This window comes from Paenibacillus wenxiniae, assembly GCF_039822605.1.
In the GTDB taxonomy this organism is placed as follows: Bacteria; Bacillota; Bacilli; order Paenibacillales; family Paenibacillaceae; genus Saccharibacillus; species Saccharibacillus wenxiniae.
The window spans coordinates 144,433-166,458 of sequence record NZ_JBCGUH010000010.1; the positions used below are offsets into that span (position 1 = coordinate 144,433).

The 22,026-nt window shown below is 46.3% G+C and carries 17 protein-coding genes and 1 tRNA gene; 3 read left to right on the plus strand and 15 right to left on the minus strand.

Annotated elements, in window-relative coordinates; translation table 11 throughout:
- Positions 1-89 precede the first annotated feature (89 nt).
- Both AAHF22_RS17450 and AAHF22_RS17455 read right to left on the minus strand, forming a co-directional pair.
- Positions 90-884 carry an alpha/beta fold hydrolase gene (locus AAHF22_RS17450; protein ID WP_347326307.1) on the minus strand — a complete coding sequence of 265 codons (795 nt, stop codon included), beginning with the start codon at positions 882-884 and terminating at the stop codon, positions 90-92.
- Between the two features lie 19 nt (positions 885-903).
- Positions 904-1,557: a DJ-1/PfpI family protein gene (locus AAHF22_RS17455; protein ID WP_347326308.1), complete on the minus strand. Its 654-nt coding sequence runs from the start codon at positions 1,555-1,557 to the stop codon at positions 904-906.
- Between the two features lie 130 nt (positions 1,558-1,687).
- Here AAHF22_RS17455 and AAHF22_RS17460 point away from each other — a divergent pair, with 130 nt between their 5' ends.
- Positions 1,688-2,605 (plus strand): LysR family transcriptional regulator, encoded by a 918-nt coding sequence (locus tag AAHF22_RS17460; RefSeq protein ID WP_347326309.1) that lies wholly within the window; start codon positions 1,688-1,690, stop codon positions 2,603-2,605.
- An 87-nt stretch (positions 2,606-2,692) separates the two neighbouring features.
- On the opposite strand, the gene gyrA is transcribed toward AAHF22_RS17460, so the two are convergent.
- From gyrA to AAHF22_RS17490, 6 genes are all read right to left on the minus strand, one after another.
- Positions 2,693-5,155: a DNA gyrase subunit A gene (gene gyrA, locus AAHF22_RS17465; protein WP_347326310.1), complete on the minus strand. Its 2,463-nt coding sequence runs from the start codon at positions 5,153-5,155 to the stop codon at positions 2,693-2,695.
- A gap of 168 nt (positions 5,156-5,323) precedes the next feature.
- Entirely contained in the window at positions 5,324-7,306 is a 1,983-nt protein-coding gene (gene parE / locus AAHF22_RS17470) for a DNA topoisomerase IV subunit B (protein WP_347326311.1), read from the minus strand.
- A 499-nt stretch (positions 7,307-7,805) separates the two neighbouring features.
- Positions 7,806-8,795: an ABC transporter permease gene (locus AAHF22_RS17475; RefSeq protein WP_347326312.1), complete on the minus strand. Its 990-nt coding sequence runs from the start codon at positions 8,793-8,795 to the stop codon at positions 7,806-7,808.
- Positions 8,788-9,819, minus strand: coding sequence for an ABC transporter ATP-binding protein (locus AAHF22_RS17480; RefSeq protein WP_347326313.1), 1,032 nt, complete (start codon positions 9,817-9,819; stop codon positions 8,788-8,790). The genes AAHF22_RS17475 and AAHF22_RS17480 overlap by 8 nt, the downstream gene beginning before the upstream one ends.
- A gap of 74 nt (positions 9,820-9,893) precedes the next feature.
- A complete protein-coding gene (locus tag AAHF22_RS17485) occupies positions 9,894-10,733 on the minus strand; it encodes a GDSL-type esterase/lipase family protein (protein WP_347326314.1) in 840 nt (279 codons plus the stop codon).
- 315 nt (positions 10,734-11,048) lie between these two features.
- Entirely contained in the window at positions 11,049-11,936 is an 888-nt protein-coding gene (locus AAHF22_RS17490) for an SDR family oxidoreductase (protein ID WP_347326315.1), read from the minus strand.
- 101 nt (positions 11,937-12,037) lie between these two features.
- Here AAHF22_RS17490 and AAHF22_RS17495 point away from each other — a divergent pair, with 101 nt between their 5' ends.
- A complete protein-coding gene (locus tag AAHF22_RS17495) occupies positions 12,038-12,442 on the plus strand; it encodes a MerR family transcriptional regulator (protein WP_347326316.1) in 405 nt (134 codons plus the stop codon).
- Between the two features lie 486 nt (positions 12,443-12,928).
- Here AAHF22_RS17495 and AAHF22_RS17500 read toward each other — a convergent pair whose 3' ends face one another.
- Positions 12,929-14,668: a glycoside hydrolase family 13 protein gene (locus tag AAHF22_RS17500; protein WP_347326317.1), complete on the minus strand. Its 1,740-nt coding sequence runs from the start codon at positions 14,666-14,668 to the stop codon at positions 12,929-12,931.
- Between the two features lie 258 nt (positions 14,669-14,926).
- Between AAHF22_RS17500 and AAHF22_RS17505 the strand changes: the two genes are divergently transcribed.
- Positions 14,927-14,999 (plus strand) — tRNA-Lys (locus AAHF22_RS17505).
- A 269-nt stretch (positions 15,000-15,268) separates the two neighbouring features.
- Here AAHF22_RS17505 and AAHF22_RS17510 read toward each other — a convergent pair.
- From AAHF22_RS17510 to AAHF22_RS17535, 6 genes are all read right to left on the minus strand, one after another.
- On the minus strand, positions 15,269-15,958 hold the full coding sequence (locus AAHF22_RS17510) for a DUF1450 domain-containing protein (protein ID WP_347326318.1): 690 nt from the start codon (positions 15,956-15,958) through the stop codon (positions 15,269-15,271).
- Between the two features lie 147 nt (positions 15,959-16,105).
- A complete protein-coding gene (locus AAHF22_RS17515; RefSeq protein ID WP_347326319.1) occupies positions 16,106-16,873 on the minus strand; it encodes a barstar family protein in 768 nt (255 codons plus the stop codon).
- Between the two features lie 303 nt (positions 16,874-17,176).
- A complete protein-coding gene (locus tag AAHF22_RS17520) occupies positions 17,177-17,749 on the minus strand; it encodes a CAP domain-containing protein (RefSeq protein WP_347326320.1) in 573 nt (190 codons plus the stop codon).
- Positions 17,750-18,007: 258 nt separating this feature from the next.
- The gene (locus AAHF22_RS17525; RefSeq protein WP_347326321.1) at positions 18,008-18,463 is read right to left on the minus strand and encodes a GNAT family N-acetyltransferase; all 456 of its coding nucleotides are present in this window, start codon (positions 18,461-18,463) and stop codon (positions 18,008-18,010) included.
- Positions 18,453-19,640, minus strand: coding sequence for a formate-dependent phosphoribosylglycinamide formyltransferase (purT, locus tag AAHF22_RS17530; protein WP_347326322.1), 1,188 nt, complete (start codon positions 19,638-19,640; stop codon positions 18,453-18,455). Before purT ends, AAHF22_RS17525 begins: the two co-directional genes overlap by 11 nt.
- A gap of 396 nt (positions 19,641-20,036) precedes the next feature.
- Positions 20,037-21,887, minus strand: a complete 1,851-nt coding sequence (locus AAHF22_RS17535) for an ABC transporter ATP-binding protein (protein ID WP_347326335.1) — start codon at positions 21,885-21,887, stop codon at positions 20,037-20,039.
- Between the last annotated feature and the right edge of the window lie 139 nt (positions 21,888-22,026).

Below are 22,026 nucleotides of genomic sequence, written 5' to 3' on the forward strand. Positions count from 1 at the left end.
ACTCTATATTTTCTGTTACCAAAAAAAGACTTGCCAGATGGAGCTGACAAGTCTAAATTCATCAAAACGATGACAATATCCGTATCTTTTTAAGCTAATACAAACTCTATCACTTCACGATTGAATTTTTCTTTTTCCTCATAAAAAGGAGCATGCCCACTATTTTCAAAAGGAACGAGTTGTGATGTTGATACGATGGCATGAGCTTGTTCTGCGGCGTGAAATGGGCATACTTGATCATGAATTCCATGCAGCATCAGCGTTGGGACACGAATGGCCTCAAGATCGGAGCGAAGATCCTCACTACCGATCGCTTTTACCGTTTCAATCGTGGCATGAACATTGGCTTTCATCCCCATGTGCCACAACCAGTTTTCTATTCCCTGTGAGGGTGGAGTATGGAAAAACCCTTTAAATATATTCGTAAGCATTTGCGGCCGGTCGGCTTGAAGTCCGGCAATCATTCCATGTACAGCTTCCTCCGGAAGCTTACTCAATGTTGATGCTCCGAAAAGCATCAATTTGGAAACTTTATATCCGTGATGTCTGCCCATGTATCTTGTCACAACGCCCCCACCCATCGAAAAACCAGCTAGTGTGACATCGTTGAGTTCAAGTTGGTCGATCACTGTACGAATATCGTCTGCCATTTGATCATAGGTGTATCCATGCAGCGGATGGTCAGAACGACCATATCCTCGTAAATCAATTCCGATAAAACGAATACCGTGCTGAGGCAAAACTGATTGTTGATACTCGTAGATACGATGATTAACAGGCATACCGTGTATAAATACAACCGGCTTGCCTTCCCCTACATCTTCCACATAAAGAGTAACATTTTCCTCGACTTGAATATAATGACCATTGGCTGTATGCAGCATTGTAATCTCTCCTTTATAGTTAAGCGTTCACTTCTATATCATTACGATAGACTTCATAAGCGCGGTCGTACTCCATGATTCGGGCTAGTTCTGTAATGAAAGCTTCATCATAACCAGCTTTTCTAAGTAAATGAAATCCCAGCTCCATGCCCGCTGCGATTCCACCTGCTGTGATGATGCGCCCATTATCTACTACTCGTGCACGACTGATACGGCAAGCCGGTGCAATTTCGGATAAACGGTCGATTGGCACTTTGCCCATCTCTGAAGCTTCTAAACGATCGGGAGCTTTGCGACTAGTGCCGGCGATGCCATCAAGCAAGCCCATTTTTCCGTAAACCCAAGAACCTGTACACACGCTTGTCAGTAAACATTGCTCGGAAAGAGAACGGATATATCGATACAGGCGACCATTATACATCTCCTGGCGCGTTCCAAATCCTCCAGGTATAAGAAACGCATCTACATCCGGCTCTTCGGCAAACGAATAATTAGGAACTACGGTTAAGCCAGCCTGTGTTTGTACAGGACGCAGCGAGTCTGCTATCAAAAACACGTCTAATTCAGGGTCGAGTCTTCGCGCTACTGAAAACACGCCATACGGTGCGGCATAGTCGATAACTTCCGCATCTTTGAACACATAAATTCCTAATCGAAATCCGCTTTTTTTCATTACTGCTGTTCCTCCTTGAAGATGTTGTTGGCTCAAGAACATCTTCATGTTATCATCGACTTATCCATTTTAAAAACGAAAATATACGATGCTAACTATTTGTTTTTTCGATACCTAAGGAGAGAAAAAGATGTTAGAGACTTTAGAAGGACGATCATTACTTACTTTTTTGGCTGTATTCGAAGAAGGGAATTTTAGTCGTGCCGCAGAAAAACTGGGCTATGTACAATCAACGGTCACTTCACAGATCCAATTATTGGAGCAAAGCTGCAATCAAAAACTTTTTCACCGACTTCCCCGTGGCGTAAAACCAACTGAAGCAGGGGAACAGTTTGCTCGTTATGCTCGTCAATTTGTTCAATTGAGTCACTCCCTTGAAGAAGCATTGGAAAATCTCGATCATCCTCGAGGTACGATGCGTCTGGGATCGTTGGAATCTTTTTTAGTCACACGCATGCCTGATTTTATGCATTCTTTTTTCATGGAATATACCGAAATTCATTTGCTGCTGGAAACGGGATTTCAAGCGGATATCGTGGAACAAGTTCAGTCGCATGCACTCGATTTCGGCATCGTACCGATGGACCCCAAAAAAGAAGATTTGATTTTCGAACCGTTGATTGAAGAGGAAATGATCGTGGTCGCTTCCAAACATCTTGCTCATTTGATCGAAACTGAAGGATGGGAAAACATCTCCGGTATTCAAATGATCGGTTTCGGTTCTCGCTGCGTCTATCATACAGAAGGACTCAAATTGTTAAGCGAAATGGGGCTGCCTGCCGGAATTCGTGCGACTGGATTTGCAAGTACCGAACTTGTACGGCAGGTCGTGACCTGCGGACTCGGCGTTGCGCTTGTGCCAAAAATTTCAATGGCACAAGAGCTTGCAGAAGGTAGTATCGTTTCGCTTCCACTGCCCCGACCAGTCAGCTTTGTTCATGGCATCGTTCGACATAAAAAGCGTGTATTAAACACACCTTCCAAAGTATTTTACCGCGCACTAATCGAATATTTTTCCGATCAACCTTCTATCGAATCGATTGGATAAACAAATGCCGCATACTGAACAAGGAAATCATTCCCGTCCGTATGCGGCATTGTTTTATATGTTTTGCTGCTATTTTATGGCTCTATATCATACGTCCGCACTATTCGTCGACAAATCCTCCAGCACTGCAATAATAACATCATTACGATCCAGTGTTATGATCGACTTGCCGACATGACGGCGTTCGTCGGTTTGCAATGCTTGCTTGCTGCTAAATGGAATCGTGCGATTAGGCGGTGTGATCGCAATAAAGGAACGATGATCACGGCATACATAAGCGGCAATAATACGATTGCCATTCGGTTTCACACGTTTGCCTTCTTTCAGTTCAAAGGTGGATACCCCTTTACCGCCGCGGCTTTGTGTTTGATAGTGCAGCATCGATGTGCGTTTTGCATAACCAAGATCGGTCATTACCATCAATTGTCCATCTTCTTCTCCGTCTACCCATAACGATGTGACGACCTCATCGTCATCAACGAGCTGAATCCCACGTACTCCTGTCGATACACGTCCCATCGTGCTTACTTCTTCGGCACGGAAACGAATACTCATTCCATTTTTCGTAATCAACATCAGGTCACGCGCCTGTTCGCCGCGTGTTACCGATAATACTTCATCACCTTCACCCAGTTTGCAGGCCGCGACCGCACCGGAGCGCTTGGTCGCATAATCTTTCACTTCGGTACGTTTGACCTGACCGCGTTTCGTGACGAAAACGAGACTGCCTGTTTCCTGTTCCAGATTACGGACCGGAATCACACCGATGATCCGATCTTCACGTGTCATCGAGATCACATTAACGATCGCCGTCCCGTTATCTTTCCATTTAAAGTCTGGAATTTGATGCACGGGTAAGACAAAATATTGACCACGCTGCGTGAACACGAGCAGATTATCCAGCGTATTCACATCAAGCACTTCACGGATAAAGTCATCTTCCTTCACGCCAGAACCGCTGCGTTCAGCACCGGAGCGTGTGAACGAAAGCATACTTGTACGCTTAATATAGCCATCGTTCGATAATGTAACGAGCACATCCTCAGAGTTGACCATCACTTCCAGATTCACTTTCAGCTCTTCCACTTCTTCGCGGATTTCGGAACGACGGTTGATGCCGAAGCGCTCATGGCTTTCCATCAATTCTTTTTTGATCAAGCCGATTAGCTTTTTATCGCTATCCAGAATCGCTTGCAATTGTTTGATCTTTTTCTGAATATCAGCCAGTTCTTTTTCCACCTGATTGATTTCCAGATTGGTCAAACGATACAGTTGCAAGTTCAAAATTGCATCCGATTGGCGCTCAGTCAAGCCGAACATCCATTGCAGATTTTGATGGGCATCCTGACGATTGTTGGATGCTTTAATCGCAGCAATGACTTCATCCAGCACATTCAGCGCTTTCGCCAAACCTTCCAGCACATGAGCACGTGCTTCCAGTTTATCCAGATCATATTGCGTACGGCGTGTAACGACTTCACGCTGGTGGGCAATATACGCTTCCAAAATACCTTTTAAGCCCAGCTGATGTGGTGCCTTGTTTACAATCGCAACCATATTAAAGTTATAGTTCACTTGCAGATCGGTCTTTTTCAGTAAAAATGCTAGTATGCCTTCGGCATCTGCATCCTTTTTCAGCTCGACGACGATACGCAAACCATCGCGTCCGCTCTCATCGCGTACTTCAGCAATGCCTTCTACCTTTTTCTCCAGCCGCAAGTTTTCCATTGCTGTGACGAGACGAACTTTAACGACCTGGTAAGGTATCTCGGTAATTACGATTTGCTGTTTGCCACCACGCAACGTTTCAATCTCGGTTTTGGCGCGTACATAAATACGACCTTTACCGGATTCATACGCTTCACGAATGCCGGAACCACCCATAATGATACCGCCGGTTGGGAAATCCGGGCCTTTTACGTAATTCATCAGTTCATCCAGCTCCATCGCTGGATTTTCCATCAAGGCGATACAGGCTTCGATCACTTCCTGCAAATTATGCGGTGGAATCTCCGTTGCAAAACCGGATGAAATACCGCTTACGCCATTAACGAGCAAATTCGGATAACGCGCTGGCAGTACCATCGGTTCCTTAGCTGTATTATCAAAATTATCTTTAAATTGTACCGTATTACGATCAATATCGCGCAAAATCTCCATCGCAATGGACGATAAACGCGCTTCGGTATAACGCATAGCTGCTGCCGGATCATCATCCGGTGAGCCCCAGTTACCGTGTCCATCGACGAGTGTATGTCCCATTTTCCACGGTTGTGCCATCCGCACCATACCATCGTAAATCGAAGCATCACCGTGCGGGTGATAGTTACCCATCACATCGCCGACCGTTTTGGCGGATTTGCGATATCCTTTATCCGGTGTATTGCCTGATTCATACATCGCATACAAAATACGGCGTTGTACCGGCTTTAGACCATCGCGTACATCGGGAATTGCCCGATCTTGAATAATGTATTTGGAATATCGACCGAATCGGTCACCGACGACTTCTTCCAGAAACGCCGGCATATATTGTTCATTCGTAGCCATCCGTTCACCTTACCTTACCTTCCGGTCGTGCCGGATTGTGATCAAAAGCTGCTGGCGTGCAAAAAGGAATGAACACATCCATCCTAAGAGGTACGTCCCATTCCCGTTTGCAACGACAGCAGCTCGATGTGTATTGCTAGCTTTGCGTCTATTGTTCCTGTTGACTGATTATTCTACATATTCAGTAAAATCTACATTTTCGACAATCCAGCGTTTACGCGGATCAACTTTATCGCCCATCAATGTGGATACACGGCGTTCTGCCTTAGCAGCATCTTCAATCTGCACTTGCAGCAATGTACGCGATTCTGGATTCATCGTCGTTTCCCATAATTGCTCTGGATTCATCTCACCTAGCCCTTTGTAACGTTGCAGTTCTACGTTTTTGCCAAATTCCTTAAGTGATTTTTCCAGCTGCTCATCGGTCCACACATAACGTTCATTCGTCTTTTTGCCAGAACGCTGGGTAATTTTGTACAGCGGTGGCTGAGCGATATAGACACGTCCGGTGTCGATGAGTGGTTTCATGTAGCGATAGAAGAACGTCAGCAGCAACACCTGAATATGCGCTCCATCCGTATCCGCATCGGTCATAATAATAATTTTGGAGTAATTACTATCCTCAACGGCAAATTCGGTGCCAATACCAGCTCCGATGGCTGAGATGATGGCGCGATACTCTTCATTTTTCATCACATCAGCAAGCTTCGCCTTCTCTGGGTTCATCGGCTTTCCTTTGAGTGGAAGGATCGCTTGAATTTTGGAGTCACGTCCCTGCTTCGCTGAACCGCCAGCCGAATCGCCTTCGACGATGAACAGTTCGTTCTTGGAGAAGTCTTTCGATTGTGCCGGGCTGAGCTTGCCGTTCAGGTTCGAGCTTTCGCTGCGTTTACGTCCACTACGCATATCATCACGCGCTTTGCGCGCCGCTTCACGCGCACGGGAAGCTTGAATCGCTTTTTTGATCAGCTTCTGACTCACCTGCGGATTCTCTTCCATGAAACGCTGCATATTTTCAGCTACGATGGCATCTACAATACCACGTGCTGAAGAGCTACCGAGCTGATCTTTCGTTTGACCGACAAACTCAACCTCAGCCATCTTCACACTAATGACCGCCATCATGCCTTCGCGCAAATCGCCGCCCTCAAGGTTTTTGTCCTTTTCCTTGATCATGGCATTTTTGCGAGCATAATCGTTCAAAATACGTGTGTACGCTGTTTTGAAGCCGGTCTCGTGCGTACCGCCGCCACGTGTCGGAATCGAGTTAACGAAGGAAGCGATCGTCTCGGTATAGCCTGCATTGTATTGCAGAGCAACTTCCACCTCGATATCGTCACGCTCTGCACTGAAATGAATCACATCATGCAGCACGTCTTTGCCTTCATTTAAATACTCCACGAACTGGCTGGCTCCGCCTTCATAATAGAAGCGATCAGCCTTATCATTACGCTCATCGCGCAGCAAAATCTCAAGTCCAGAGTTCAGAAACGCGATTTCTTGCAGACGTTCTGCAAGCGTATCATAATTCAAAGCGATGCCATTTTGGAAGACGCGAATATCCGGTTTAAACGTCACGCGTGTACCTGTCTGCTTCGTTTTACCGATCTCTTCCAGTCCTTTTACCGGTTCACCAACATGCTCTTTGCCCTTCTTATCGACCCAGTATTCAAAGCGTTGACGATGGATCAGACCATCACGGAAAATTTCAACTTCCAGCCACTCGGACAATGCATTCGTTACCGATGCACCGACCCCGTGCAAACCGCCGGATTTCTTATATCCGCCGCCACCAAATTTACCGCCAGCGTGCAAAATGGTAAACACGACCTGAGGCGTCGGAATGCCACTTTTGTGCATACCTGTAGGAATACCCCGGCCGTTATCATGTACGGTTACCGAACCGTCTTTATTGAGGCTGATTTCAATCTTATTGCAATATTTTGCCAGATGCTCGTCGACTGCATTGTCCACAATCTCCCAGACAAGATGATGCAGTCCGGACGAGCTTGTACTACCGATATACATCCCCGGACGTTTACGTACGGCGACAAGCCCTTCAAGCACCTGAATGTCGTCAGCATCATACCCGGATGGCTGTGGATTCACGCCACGGGATGAATTGGTTAAAGAATCAATCTGTTCGACCATTCAAGGTCCCCCTTCTTTCATTGCCATATGGCTACGTGCTGTTAGTACTACGCTTAGTAAGTATAATGGTTACTCCGCAATTACGCTAGAGTAGCAGCACAATAAGCCGATAAACGCTATTTTGCACGATCCAGTGTCCGTATCGTTCGTTTAAACGTTGTTCAGCATACCACAAACAGGCAGGTTTCGCATGTGTTTTCACGGTACAAATCCAGTCTATGGACGACCATTTCACGAAAAATGCAAACACATGTTTCCATTCACTGTATCTATTCTAATTCAATTAAAGCTATTCGTAAAGCCAAATGTTCATGAAAATAAAGGCGCTATACAAAAACGCCGTTCGCAAAGAAATGAATCTCTGCGAACGGCGACGAGCGATGACGTTATGCCCCTAGCATCCAAATACGCTAAATAAAGCTGTGGTCTATACACGATTATTTTATTCGATCTGCACTATAGCGATTAGGCAAACTATAGCCGACAAAACAAATAGCATTTAATTTAGCAAATCCCGCTTCGTAAATACAGCAAACGAAACGACGAGCGATACCGCAGCCCAGGCCGCCAGCACAATCAGCGAGAATGATAATGTCATCCCTTCAATCGGAGCCGGACTACCGGACAAATAGTTGGTCAGTCCCAGATTGACCATAAACAAATACTTGGCACTTGCCCAGGAAGACGCCATATTCGTCAAAATCGTACCGGCGATAAGCGCCGCCATCATAATCACAATACTGGCAGCTGTACTGCGCACAAGTACGGATACCATAAAGGCAAGCAGACCGACACATAAACCGACAAACCAGATCAAGCCCATTTGCATTAAAATAAATTGCCACTGGTCGACCGCATGCACCGTATCCATATTCACGCCTGTGTCACTTGGCTGGAAACCGGTAAATACGGGCATCGTAAAGCCGGAGTAGCCGAATACAAGTCCGGATATGCCATAACAAATAATAAACGTAGACACAACGATCAATGCGGTGAACATCGTTAAGGTGATCAGCTTGCTCAGCAAAATTTTCCATCGTCTTACAGGCCTGGTGAGCAGCATTTTGATCGTACCGCCTGTGCGCTCACCGGAAACGAGATCCGAGGCAATCGTCATAATGAGCAGCGGAATGAATAAGCTGCTGGAGTTGTCCAGAAACTCTCTTGTGAACGTCACGCCGCCCGGTTCATTTGGATTCACATCATTTTGCAAATAATACTGCATTTGCTGGATAAAGATGCGGCGATACTTTTTCCATTCTTCCGGTACACGATCACTACCAAGTGAGTTCTGATTATCGGTAATTGCCTGCTGTAACTCTACTCGCCAGTCGTCGCCAAATTTAGAGCGATTTTCCTGTGCTTCACGCATGGAGGCATACGTGAACATCGGCACGAGTACAAGCAATACGAGCAAGACAACATAGAAGCGCTTCTTTTTAATAATTTTGATCGTCTCATTTTGGACGAGCGGCCAGATGCTATTCAATCGTCTCACCCTCCGTTATGCCGAGGAACAGCTGCTCCAGGGTAGGATTTAATTTGCGCACATTGTGCACAGCGATTCCAGCCTGCACCAGCTCACGAATCGCAACCGGAATTTGCTCCTCCGGCGTGCGGGTGATGATGCTATTGGCGGTCAACGAAGCAGCGGTGTCATTGTCCAGATGCGCTTCATTGTGATCCAGTACACTAATACCGGACAGCGATCCGAGCAAAACCGCACCAGGTTCCGGCTCTGCCAGCTCCCAGATCACCAGATGCTCCTTATCCTCGACAAGCTCCGCTACACTGCCTACTGCCATGACCTGTCCGCTGCCAACGATAGCAACCCGATCACATAACAACTGAATTTCACTTAGCAAATGACTGGATACGAATACAGCCATTCCCTGTGCTGCCAGCTCACGAATGAACAGACGCATATCGCGAATTCCTTTTGGATCAAGACCGTTGGTCGGTTCATCTAAAATAAGCAAACGCGGTCTGCCGAGTAGCGCCTGGGCGATGCCAAGACGCTGGCGCATCCCCAGCGAGTATTTGCTCACTTTATCGTGAATGCGTTCATCCAATCGTACAATTTCGGTCACTTCTTGAATGCGGCGCTCATCGACACCGGGCTGCATCCGTGCAAAATGCTGTAAATTTTCCCAGCCGGTCAAATACGGGTACATCTCTGGATTTTCAACGATCGAGCCGACATACGCGAGCGCCTTTTCCGGTTCGCGATTCACATCATAGCCGCAGATCGTAATCTTGCCTTCGGTCGGTCGAATCAGATCAACGAGCATACGAATCGTCGTCGTTTTACCTGCACCGTTTGGACCGAGAAAACCAAAAATTTCACCAGCGCGCACGGTAAACGTAACGTCTTTAATGATCCAGCGCTTGCCGATTTTCTTTTTCACATGCTGAGCAGACAGCACGATCTCATGCTCTTGCGCTGCTCCACTGCTGTTCGCTTCCGTTGACGGAGCGGGCGCTGAAGTTTGCTCGGATATCGTTTTTTTCATCATATATGGCTCCTTCCACCTGTAGCAACGGATATTGTGGCATGAATAGTAGGAATATAACGCAGGTCTACCGTCTATTGCAGACTTTGCACAACACGTTCGGCAATCTGCTCATAACCTGTACCATTCGGATGAAAATGATCAGAGGACAGGTATTTGTTCAAATTATTTTGAAATAGATCGAAGGTAGGAATCAACATCATATGCGGCTGCTTATTGATGATATCCATCACCGATGTATTCCACGATGTTACCGCCTGATTGCCAGGCACACGCAGCTCCGGTAAGTCGCCAAATGGATTATACAATCCGAGATAAATAATTTGCGCATCTGGATTGATCTCACGTAAACGAGTCAAAATCTTTTGCAAACGGGCAGCGGTTTCCGGGGCATTTTTGAGGATCTGGCTTGCTTTGGGCGATTGCTGCTGCAAGTTACCGAGCGCTTCACCACCATTAAACAGATCGTTGGCCCCTACAGACAGCATAATCAGATTGGCTTGCTGTAATGCATGCTTCACGCCAGCTTGATCCAGCGAGGCCAGCACTTGCTCTGTTTTCTGACCGTTGATGCCGAGGTTGGAGATGAGCTTGGCGTTCATCCCTTTTTGTTGTAACAGATCGACTGTACGACGGACAAAACCGCTACCATCATCGTCACCGGTTCCTTTCGCCAGTGAGTCGCCAAGGGCAACGACGCGTACACCGTCCGACAGTGGTGGAACCGTACTCGCTGCTGAATTGCCTGTCGTCTGTGGATTGCTAGCCGATTCACTAGCACTATACGTGCTACCGACCGGATTGACTACATCCTGGATCGCGTACACAAAGCCGCCAATCAGCAGCACAGTAGCAATAATGGAGGCAATACTCGTAATCCTCCAAATGAAAGAAGAAGATGCGTGTGGCTTCATAAATGAACCTCCAGCTCGTCATTTGATATCAATATAAGCTTTTGACAGCGAATTGGTTGCATGTGCAACCGAGTGTGTCCCTTTCATTATATACAAGGATAGCTGTAACTTCCAAATGTGCAGAAGCTATCTTTTTCATACTGAAATTGAAATGGCTTACATGATCGTTGTACTAAATAAAAAAATGCTTTCTCAGGATAAAAGCAACGGTAGGTGTGCCGTTATCTTTTACCCGAAGAAAGCATGGTATTACCCGTTCAGCGGATCGGTATATAAAGTTTATTTAGCGATTCAATTGTTATCATTGTAATGATTTCATTTAAAATAATGCCCTGCTTCCAAATCATCCAGCAATCCTTGATGAGACGGATGCCAGTCTAACCATTGTCTGGTCAACTCACTTGAGATCGGTGTATCCGCTGATGCAGCAAAGTTGATCCAGCCAAAATGCGCTGCCGCTTGTTCTGTCGGTATGCTCACAACGGGCACATTCAGGTGGCGACCTATCGTTTCAGCGATCGTTTTAAATGCAATGCTTCCTTCGTCCACACCATGCAGTCTGGAGCCAGCGGCTGCCTGCTCGACCGCTTTACGGAACAATACCGCTGCATCGAGACGATGCACAGCCGACCAGCGATTGCTGCCATCGCCTACATATGCGGAAGCGCCCTTTGTGCGTGCAAGTTCAATTAACGTATGAATAAAACCATGATCGCCTTCACCATGCACGGTTGGCGCCAGACGCACAACCGAAGCATGCACGCCGCGCTGGAATAACTCGTCTGCTGCCGCTTCGGAATGACGGGTCGCATGGGTGGAGATGTGATCCTGTTCTGTACCTAATTGACCTGATGCTGGTTGTAGTAGCAATGTTCCTGATGTGAGTACAATCGGCTTTTTCGTTCCTTCCAATTCGCTCCCCATCGCTAAAATGGCTTTACGATCAATCTCCGCCGATGCTGCATAGTTGGAGAAGTCATGGATAAAGCCGAGATGAATGATACCGTCTGCTGCCCGTGCTGCCTGGCGCAAGCCATCCGTATCTTCCAGTGAACCGCGATGTACTTCTACGCCTGCCGTCTTCAATTTTTGTTCCGCTTCATCAGACCGTGCCAATCCGGTAACATGATGTCCTGCTCGTAGCAATTCCTGTACTACAGCGGTGCCGACAAATCCAGTTGCTCCGGTTACGAATATTTTCATTTGAATAGCCTCCCTAAAATGTTCTAATTACGTACAAGCACAGCATAAAGTATAGAGTTCACTCTATAGCAATAGGGAATTTTTAGGTTTATACTATCGTTATGAAAACTACATTCTCCAGCAAAGAAGTCGCTGCCGAAACCGGTCTAAGTGTCCATACGCTTCGTTATTATGAACAGCTGGGACTGATTCATGGCGTCCAGCGCGATGATAATGGGTATCGACAGTACACCGAATCCGATATTAAATGGTTTCAAGTCATTCGTCATTTTCGCGATATGGGCTTGCCGATTAAGGAAATGCAGGAATTCCAATCGATGCCCAAAAACATTCCCGGCTCTGCTACTGCACGCCGCGAATTTATGGAAACCTATCGGATTAAAGTTGTTGAACAATTGGCGGAACTGCAACAAACGTTACAGCGAGTCGATGACAAAATTGCGTTTTTCAAAAATTTAGAAGAGAAGGAGCAGCAGCAACGGAGTTCGTCCTCGGTTCATTCATAATAAGAAACACTAAGAGCAACATCGCTCACAATAACAACGATTTCTAATCGGATGTCATTCGTCTATGTTCTGACGTGGATTGGAATCTGAAATGAACTTTGAAATTGTAGGGTAGCATGTTAGCGTTATAGCTTTAGGAGCGCATTCACCGAATTATATTTAAGTCGCAAAATAATCACCTTGTGGATGAGAGTTATTTTCCACACATGACGTTATACGGTGTGAGTCATGATCCAGAAAAGATACACCAAACAGCGCAAAGCGAGCAGGTAGCCGTTCTAATGGACAACCCTATTCGCTTTGCGCTGTTTGGATTGCGTATGGCATTGTATTTATCGTTCTATTTCACTTATATGCTGCTATCATTTGTGTAAACTTTGATTGCTCGCACATAGCTGTTATCGATAGGATTCGAGAGTACCTACTACTATTGGCGTTTATGCGTACTCCTACGGTGCGATAGCATTCGATAGCATTCGCTCTATTTTACTCCTGCCACCGATACACTCTCGCTTCATACGGTTCCAGCGGCAATGAACGCAAATTGTGCATGTTCGCTTCCTGGGCAAGCGCACGCCCATGATCCCCACCATAATTGCTGATCCATAACTCTGGCTGATTGTATGCCACCTCTTCATCAAGTAAAAACACCTGCGCCTGGTCGGTGAAATTCAACACGACGAGCAGCTTCTGTCCCTCATACGATCGCATATACGCAAACAATTGCTCATCGTCCGGCTGCAATACCGTATAATCCCCATACACGATAATCGGCTCCGCGCGACGCAGTTCGATCAACCGCTGGTAATAATAGAAAATAGAATCGGGATCAGCGAGCGCTTCCTCTACATTGATCTCCGTATAGTTCGGATTGACAGTCAGCCACGGCATCCCTTTCGTAAAACCAGCCTGCGCGCTGTCATCCCACTGCATCGGTGTGCGCGCATTATCCCGACTTTTAACATAAATCGATTCCATAATCTGATCAAGATTTTTACCTGCGTCTTTGTATTCATGATACATGTTTAGCGTCTCGATATCACGATAATCCTCAATCGCTGATAGGCGAATATTTGTCATTCCGATTTCTTCACCTTGATAAATGTACGGCGTACCTGGCAATGTATGCAGTAATGTAGCCAGCATTTTCGCAGATGGCTTACGATATACCGAATCATTGCCAAAACGAGATACCATACGCGGCTGATCATGATTGTTGAGATAGTTGCTGTTCCAGCCTTTATTGTGCAGCATCGTCTGCCATTTGCTAATAATCTCTTTGATCTCGCTCAGCCGCCACGGACGGATATCCCATTTCCCACCCGGACCGGAATCGACACCCATCAATTCAAAATGAAATACCATATTCAGCTCATTACGATCTTCACCGGTATATAAAGCCCCATCTTCCGGTGTAACATTAACCGTCTCTCCAACGGTCATAATGTCATAGCGCGACAACACCTTTTCGTTCATCTCCTGCAAATATTCATGCACACGCGGTCCATTGACAAAATGCTGTCCGCCAAAATGATAGGTCTGCTCCTCATTCGGTGGCATCGTGCCTATACCTGGATCATGGGTATACGCATCGGGTAGCGCAGGGTCTTTAGAGATCAAGTTGATCACATCCATACGGAAGCCGTCGATGCCTTTATCCAGCCACCATGTCATCATACGGTAAATTTCGTCGCGCACCGTCTCATTTTCCCAGTTTAGATCTGGTTGTTTGGATGAAAACAGATGCAGATAATATTCGTCTGTGGCCGCATCCTTTTTCCATGCCGAACCGCTGAAAAACGAAGCCCAGTCATTCGGCTCACGTCCATCTTTGCCTGGTCGCCATATGTAGTAATCTCGATACGGATTGTCTTTGGATTGACGCGATTCGGCAAACCAGGCATGTTCATCCGAGCTATGATTGACGACCAGATCCATAATCAGCTTCATGCCACGCTGATGCAGCCCTTCCAGCAGTTGCTCCCAATCGTCCATCGTGCCAAATTCGTCCATGATTTGCTGGTAATTGCTAATGTCGTAGCCGTTATCATCATTTGGTGACTGATACACCGGACAGAGCCAGATCACCTGTACGCCCAATTGCTGTAAATAATCAAGTTTGCTCATTATTCCGGGCAGATCGCCAATGCCATCTCCATTGCTGTCCATAAAGCTACGTGGGTAAATCTGGTATACGACGCTTTCTTTCCACCATGTTTTGTTCACTTTGACCATCCTTTCCGTTTCCCCCATTATGACAAATGCTGCGTGTTTCAGACGTGAGCGATGTTACAATATCCCTCATATTATTCCCCTGCTCGACTGGAATTGACACGTTTGCATAGCGTTCACAATATAGTCACAGTAGAAGATTTGATTTTTGTAAATTGGAGTTGTATACTTTGTATTGTGATTAATTGTTATACATCATATTGATTACGATATTTCGTTTATAGTGATCATACGTATACACATGAATAATATGGGGCATTAGCTCAGCTGGTAGAGCATCCGACTCTTAATCGGCAGGTCGTAGGTTCGACCCCTACATGCCCCATCATGAAAAAGCCAACCAGGCGCGATCTGGTTGGCTTTTTGTATGGGTGCAATGTTGCTGTGACATGTTTTTAGATCGGACAGCGATTAGGTGCAATGTAGGAGCTTGCGACTGAGCTTATATCTAAACATAGACTGCTCCCGATATGATATAGGGCAATTGATAGCTTCCAGCATGTTACAGTACATTTGAAAAGTACACCTAAAAAGGTTACGTATTACGGATGCTGCATAGACTGTACTGTTGTACATACGATAGATAATACATATTCATTGAGCTTCCGCATACGACGCAGCTTCTTCCGTCACAAAATAAACCTGCACACCCTGAGTTCGTACTTTCGGCTGTTTACCTTTAGAGACGATGCGATCAAATGTGTAATATTCAGCTGGTGATACGTGATTCTCTTTGAGGAATGTTTCTAGTTTGAAAATAGCATATTCGATCGCATCGGGTGATAAATACAAGGTCAATTCCTTCTTTTTAATCTTGATCCGGTCTTCATCCTCGCTACCTGACTTGAGTACGATCGGCATCGTTTCTGTGGATGTACCATGTACACGGATCGTTTTTAATGTTTTCGGCTTACCGGATTGCTGGAGCTTTCGCAGCTTTTTGATCCAGATCGGGGCGCTCGTCTCGTCCATCGTGATGTAGAGTTCATTTTTGCTCGCAAACCAGTGGCGACTTTTGCCGGTACTGTCTTTTTTCGGACGTGGTGACGAGTCGGCTTCTGCTCTATGGATCAAACTCACCAGTTGTTCATACAGATGATTCGGTGTATCGCCAACGATCATTTTTTTACCCACTTTAGCAAAAGGCTGACGACGACAAGTTTTACATTCGCTCAGGCAACCTTTGCGCTGCTGCTTGATTTCGGGAAAATGTACTCCGATATCCTGATATACATTTTTGGTGCCTAACTTATCATTTTTACTGCAATATTTGATCGTCTCCATGACTGTCATTCCCCTATCTTGCGATGTGATGCATCGGCTAAAATGTAACTTTATAGTAGGGAGTGCGCTGTCGATTGTCAATAGAATGGAAAAGCAAGCGTGTCTGCTATGGCCTGGCATGTTTTATTGTTTAATACCTGACATGTTTTATTCTTTAATAATAGTAACTGCATGCTCTTCCAAAATAGCTATCGCCGTTTGAATCACTTCAAGCATCGTATGACCATGATCGTTTTTTCGCTGTAGCAGTTCATTGTTCTCCATATATTGATAATGCGACCAGATCACCGTAAACGGCGGCACCGATCCAAAATCGCCACACAGACAATCCTCCATTGCGTCCAGACTACTGCCGTAATAGCCCACCGGCCCATTTAACTGTTCACCTAACATGAAGAAAAAAGCATACTGATCTGTAATTAGACGACCATCCAGATGAATCGTCATTCCCGCCTGCCCCTGATTTCTCCACGAATGAGTTTGCAGCGCATACGTTCGAGCAACGGTCTGCCAGATTTTACGCTCTGCCAGCGTCAAATCGATCCACAAACCGCACCGCAATGAAGATGGATCGCGAAGCAAATCCCACATCTCAAACATACGCCGGGTTCGTGCGACCTGTTCATATGTATGAACGAGCAGCTCCCAATCTCCATCATATGAAAAAGGGATGGATTCCGCAGTGTGGATGACACTTTTCAATGGGAAATCATACTGTCCGATCATCATTCCGTGGATGTTCAAAATACCAACGTAAATGCGATCCAGCGCTTGGTGTGGAATATAGTCGGGGTTTTTGCGGAATCCATAGAGTGATAAATGCTGTCTGTCGCTCTCGTCATTTGCGAGTCGCAGCTCTTGAAAATAACCGATCGTGTTCTCATTCCAGTCATACATCATATAGTTATCGTTCATCTGCTGTTCCTTTGCTTGGTTTTATGTCATCTCGCTGAAGTATAGGCTTTATACTCTACAACAAATAAACTGCGTTTTTGTTTATAGAGCAGGCTTGTTAGTCGTTATTCATCCAAATGATTCGGTATGTAGAACATAAGGCTGCTTATTCGCTTATCAAAAGAAGTTCGTCCGTAGCCAAACAGACACCAAGCTCAGCTCGCTGCCTGTTTCGCTGATCATGTTCACGCTACATTCGTTTACCTCTATGTGTTGTCTCCCCTTGTGCTTGTGTAGCGCTAACATTTCATTCACGATCCACTTTTATTTGCGAATAAATTCCTGTACCCATACCCCATTTTTAAAACCAACCCCGATATGCGTATATTGCTTTTTCAAAATATTCGCTTTATGGCCCGGACTATTCATCCAATCCTTCATTACCTGTGCCGCAGAAGACTGACCTTTGGCAATATTTTCACCAGCATACGTATAGGTAATGCCGAATGTGTTCATCATTTTGAATGGCGTACCATACGTAGGCGAAGTGTGGCTAAAATAACCTTTGCTTGCCATATCGTTGGCTTTCGCCTGAGCCATCTTTTGTAGCTTCGTATCTACAGCAAGTGGTTTGAGACCTGCTTTCGCACGTTGCTCGTTAACCAGCTTGGCTACTTTCGCTGCCGCTGCGGCGCTTGTAGCCGCTGATGTTCCAAGACGTGGTGTTTTGTACGTAAAATTACTCGAACCGGACGTAACGGTTGTCTTCATCGTTGTCTGTATTGTAGTTGCTGCATGAGCAGTTTCAGTCTGCGGACTCCATACGAACGCACCGGCTACAAGCGCAGCGGCTGTTGCCGTTACAGCGATGCGTTTTATTATCATTTTCCCTATCATGTTCAATTACACGCTCCTGTCGTTCAAACTGGCTGAATGATTGTATCTTATACGTCCTCTATTTTACCATTTGTTCACAGGTAGCATCAACCTGACACAATACAAAGCGCGCTCTACCCACTTGTCCTAACAGCGTATAAACAATATTTTCTTGTTATCGGAACCATACAGACAGCATAAAAAAACGGCTGCCCGTCTAAGACGGACAACCGCTTATTTGTACGCATCTCATCATACATACTGAGGATGGTACTTGTCTTACATTTGCTTAATAAAATGACAGCCGATCTTCTCATACCCCATATGCTGGTAAAATGAGCAGGAGGACAGGCGCTCATCCCGGTTCATACCCGTTACAAAAACGGAACGATCGCCCGCAGTACGCGCTTGCTGTTCAGCCGCGTGAATCAGCTCACGACCGATACCTTTGCCACGATAAGCTTCCGCAATGACCAGTCCTGTAATCTGGGACGTTTGCTGACCTGTATCATATGACGTTTTGCGGTACAGCGCGATCATGCCTACTACCTGATCATCACGCTCTGCAACCAGCGTCAAAAACTGAGATTTGCCTTCCAACGCTTCCATCCGGTCACGCAGTACACTTTCTGTCATCGGGTAACGAAGTTCACGCATCAACGACGTGAGCGCTCTAACATCCTTACTTTCAAACTTACGGACACTTGCAACTGGCAATAAAACATTAGTCGACATGTACATACTCCTCTTTTAGCAGAGCGGCCGCCTGCACGGCTCGCTTCCGCGCGATTTCCACACTTTCATCCGCACTGAGCGCTACCGCCATACGTCGACCCGGTTTCGTCTCCGGTTTACCGAATACACGAACCTGCGTGCGTGGCAGCTTCAATGCTTCGTCCAGTCCGCTAACAACAAAATCGGTTGAAGCCTGTGCTGCTTTAAGTGTTGCTGATGCGCCCGGTGTGAGCAGATGAACGCCCGGAATTTCAAAGCCAAGAATCGCTCGCACATGCAGCGCAAACTCGGACAGATCCTGCGTAATCATCGTTACCATCCCAGTATCGTGCGGTCGCGGTGAAACTTCACTAAATATAACGCCGTCTGCCGTTAAAAACAGCTCAACACCGAACAGACCATATCCGCCCAGATGATCGGTAAGGGTACCGGCGATCTGCTGGGCCTGTTCCAGCTGTTCCGCAGTCATGTGATGCGGTTGCCAAGACTCCACGTAATCCCCATCACGCTGGATATGTCCGATTGGCGGGCAGAACAACGTACCGGATGCCGAACGCACCGTAAGCAGTGTAATTTCACTTTCAAAATGGACAAATGCTTCGACGATCACCCGAACCGACTTGCCTCGGGCGCCTTCTAAAGCTGCATTCCAGCACGCATCCGCATCTTCCGGAGTGCGGCATACGCTCTGGCCTTTGCCGGAGGAACTCATTAGCGGCTTAACGACGCAGGGTGTGCCAAGTTCAGCTACCGCTTCTTTGAGCTGTTCCAGATCGTCTGCGAATCGGTACGCTGCCGTAGGCAAACCGAGTGTTTCGGCGGCAAGGCGGCGAATGCCTTCACGATCCATCGTCAAACGTGCTGCTGTTGCAGTAGGCACAACATGGTAGCCTTCCTGCTCCAACCGAACAAGCTCATCTGTAGCAATCGCTTCAATTTCAGGTACGATCAAATCCGGCTGCTCGCTTTCAATGACGCGGCGCAACTGCTCACCATCCAGCATGTCGATCACATGAGAACGATGTGCAACCTGCATCGCTGGTGCATCCGGATAGCGATCTACGGCGATACATTCCACGCCGAGTCGCTGTGCTTCGATAACGACTTCCTTGCCAAGTTCTCCGCTCCCAAGCATCATCATCTTCTTCGCCTGGCGAGAATTTGGGGCCCCCCACATGATAAACAGCACTCCCTTATCCACTTTTTTACACTGCATAATTCCTTGCAAAATGGCAGATGGTGTCTCTCTTTGATGTTCATCCAGAACCATTGTCATATACACATTGTAAAATTTCCGACGATATTGCTTATAAACTTTACAATATGATGACACTCTTATTTTCTTACCTTCCAAGTCAGATTGCAACCCAAATTGTTTAAATTTTTTGACAAAAATCGTATATATTCATTTGTAAGCGTTAACATTGACGAAAATTGTCGGTTGCTATTTTTTAACTTCTGATTTCTGCCTCATTTGGGCAAAAAAATCGCCACTCCTTCTCTCTCTGAAACGAATGCTGTCGCTTCAACGAGTTAAGAAAATGGCGATGAGTTCGAAATATTGACACTGCGTTTACAAAAATCTAAATTGTGCTTCGATCAATCCATTGTACACGCCGCCATGTTGAATCAGTTCTTCATGGCTACCTTCCTCACGAATTTCACCATGATCGAGTACAACGATATGATCAGCATGACGAATCGTCGATAGTCGGTGCGCAACGATAAACGATGTACGTCCTTGCAGCAATACTTTGAGCGCTTCTTGAATACGCAGCTCGGTTTCGGTGTCGATACTGGCTGTCGCTTCATCCAGAATTAGAATGCGCGGATCAGCAAGCAAGGCGCGAGCGAATGAAAGTAATTGCCGTTGTCCCATCGACAACACACTCCCGCGCTCCTCCACCTCTGTATCATAGCCTTTAGGCAGTTTCTCGATAAACGTATGCGCGTGCACCGCTCTTGCGGCGGCTTCCACTTCTTCATCGGTAGCACCCAGACGACCAAAACGAATATTGTCACGAATCGTACCTGAGAAAATAAATGTATCCTGTAACACGATACTAATTTGACTGCGCAAGCTTTCGATGGTCACATCGCGAATATCATGACCATCGATCGTAATGCTGCCGCTTTTAATATCATAGAAACGGCTGATCAAGTTAATGATCGTCGACTTACCTGAGCCGGTATACCCAACAAGGGCAATCGACTGGCCTGCCTTCACATTCAAATGAATTCCTTTGAGCGCAGGACGCCCTGCCTCGTATTCAAACACCACATGATGGAAAGCGATATCGCCGCGAATACGCGGTAACGGTTTCGCATCCGGCTTATCTGCTACCGATGGCTGTTCATCCATAAATTCGAAAATACGCTCTGACGATGCCATCGCCACCAGCAACTGATTGTACATATTGCCAAGACGGTTGATCGGGTCCCAGAAATTGCTCACATAGTTGGCAAAGGCGACCAGAATCCCAATCTCAATTTCACCGCTAGCGATCAGCATCGTACCAAAGCCAAATAGAATCATCGAACCAAGACCACCGGTAATTTCAATCAACGGTCCAAACATCTGGTTGAGCGCAGATGCTTTATCCCACGACTGCTTACTGGATAGATTCATATTGTCAAAATATTTCATGTTTTGCTGTTCCTGCGTATACGCCTGTGTCACGCGGATGCCCTGGATCGATTCGTTCAAATGGGAGTTAATACGCGAATTTTTCATCCGCACTTCCTGCCATGAGCGGCGAATAACTTTACGCAGCTTCGTTGACACGAAGAACATAATCGGCACGGTCAAAATAACCGCCAGCCCCAGCTTCCAGTTAATCAGCAGCAAAATCACGATAATGCCGAGCAGCTGCACACAGTCGATCATCACGTTCACCGCACCGTTGGTGAACAGATCTTGAAGTGAGTTCACATCATTCGTTACCCGTACCAGTACAGAACCAGCAGGTCGTTTATCGAAAAAAGAAAACGATAAGCGCTGAATATGGGTGAACAGATCGCCGCGCAGATCATAGATTACACGCTGGCCGATAATATTCGTATACTTGATGCGGTACGCATTCGCTACCCACTGGATCAAATACAAACCGAGCGCCAGTGCAGTCAGACCATATAACAATTTCAGACTGGGTTGCCCATTAGCTGGCTGAATCGCATTATCAATCGCTGCCCCGGTAATAAATGGCACCGCCAGCTTCGTGATCGTTCCCAGCACCATCATGAGCAAAATAAAGGGCAACAGTTGCTTTCCATAAGGTTTTATATACGCAAACAGTCGACTAAACTGCTTCCAGTTAAACGCTTTATCAATCAATTCATCATCCTGATAGACGAAGCGATCCTCCACCCGCACAGATGATGTGTCAGCTACCTTCTGCCGGCTGTCGATTGATGTATTGTTCATCGATGGATTACTCATGAGGTCTCACCTGCTCTCTGTTGCCTGCTCGATCGGATCGATGTTCCCATAATTCATCTTTTTCCGCATCATGTGAAAAGGTTACATCTTCGTCCGCTTCATTGATTGTCCGGGCTGTTACATC

Bases quoted from the DNA above. Each gene is read 5' to 3' on its own strand.
- AAHF22_RS17450 (WP_347326307.1), bottom strand. From the start codon at position 884: ATGCTGCATACAGCCAATGGTCATTATATTCAAGTCGAGGAAAATGTT.
- AAHF22_RS17455 (WP_347326308.1), bottom strand. From the start codon at position 1,557: ATGAAAAAAAGCGGATTTCGATTAGGAATTTATGTGTTCAAAGATGCG.
- AAHF22_RS17460 (WP_347326309.1), top strand. From the start codon at position 1,688: ATGTTAGAGACTTTAGAAGGACGATCATTACTTACTTTTTTGGCTGTA.
- gyrA (WP_347326310.1), bottom strand. From the start codon at position 5,155: ATGGCTACGAATGAACAATATATGCCGGCGTTTCTGGAAGAAGTCGTC.
- parE (WP_347326311.1), bottom strand. From the start codon at position 7,306: ATGGTCGAACAGATTGATTCTTTAACCAATTCATCCCGTGGCGTGAAT.
- AAHF22_RS17480 (WP_347326313.1), bottom strand. From the start codon at position 9,819: ATGAAAAAAACGATATCCGAGCAAACTTCAGCGCCCGCTCCGTCAACG.
- AAHF22_RS17485 (WP_347326314.1), bottom strand. From the start codon at position 10,733: ATGAAGCCACACGCATCTTCTTCTTTCATTTGGAGGATTACGAGTATT.
- AAHF22_RS17490 (WP_347326315.1), bottom strand. From the start codon at position 11,936: ATGAAAATATTCGTAACCGGAGCAACTGGATTTGTCGGCACCGCTGTA.
- AAHF22_RS17495 (WP_347326316.1), top strand. From the start codon at position 12,038: ATGAAAACTACATTCTCCAGCAAAGAAGTCGCTGCCGAAACCGGTCTA.
- AAHF22_RS17510 (WP_347326318.1), bottom strand. From the start codon at position 15,958: ATGGAGACGATCAAATATTGCAGTAAAAATGATAAGTTAGGCACCAAA.
- AAHF22_RS17515 (WP_347326319.1), bottom strand. From the start codon at position 16,873: ATGAACGATAACTATATGATGTATGACTGGAATGAGAACACGATCGGT.
- AAHF22_RS17520 (WP_347326320.1), bottom strand. From the start codon at position 17,749: ATGATAGGGAAAATGATAATAAAACGCATCGCTGTAACGGCAACAGCC.
- AAHF22_RS17525 (WP_347326321.1), bottom strand. From the start codon at position 18,463: ATGTCGACTAATGTTTTATTGCCAGTTGCAAGTGTCCGTAAGTTTGAA.
- purT (WP_347326322.1), bottom strand. From the start codon at position 19,640: ATGTGGGGGGCCCCAAATTCTCGCCAGGCGAAGAAGATGATGATGCTT.
- AAHF22_RS17535 (WP_347326335.1), bottom strand. From the start codon at position 21,887: ATGAACAATACATCAATCGACAGCCGGCAGAAGGTAGCTGACACATCA.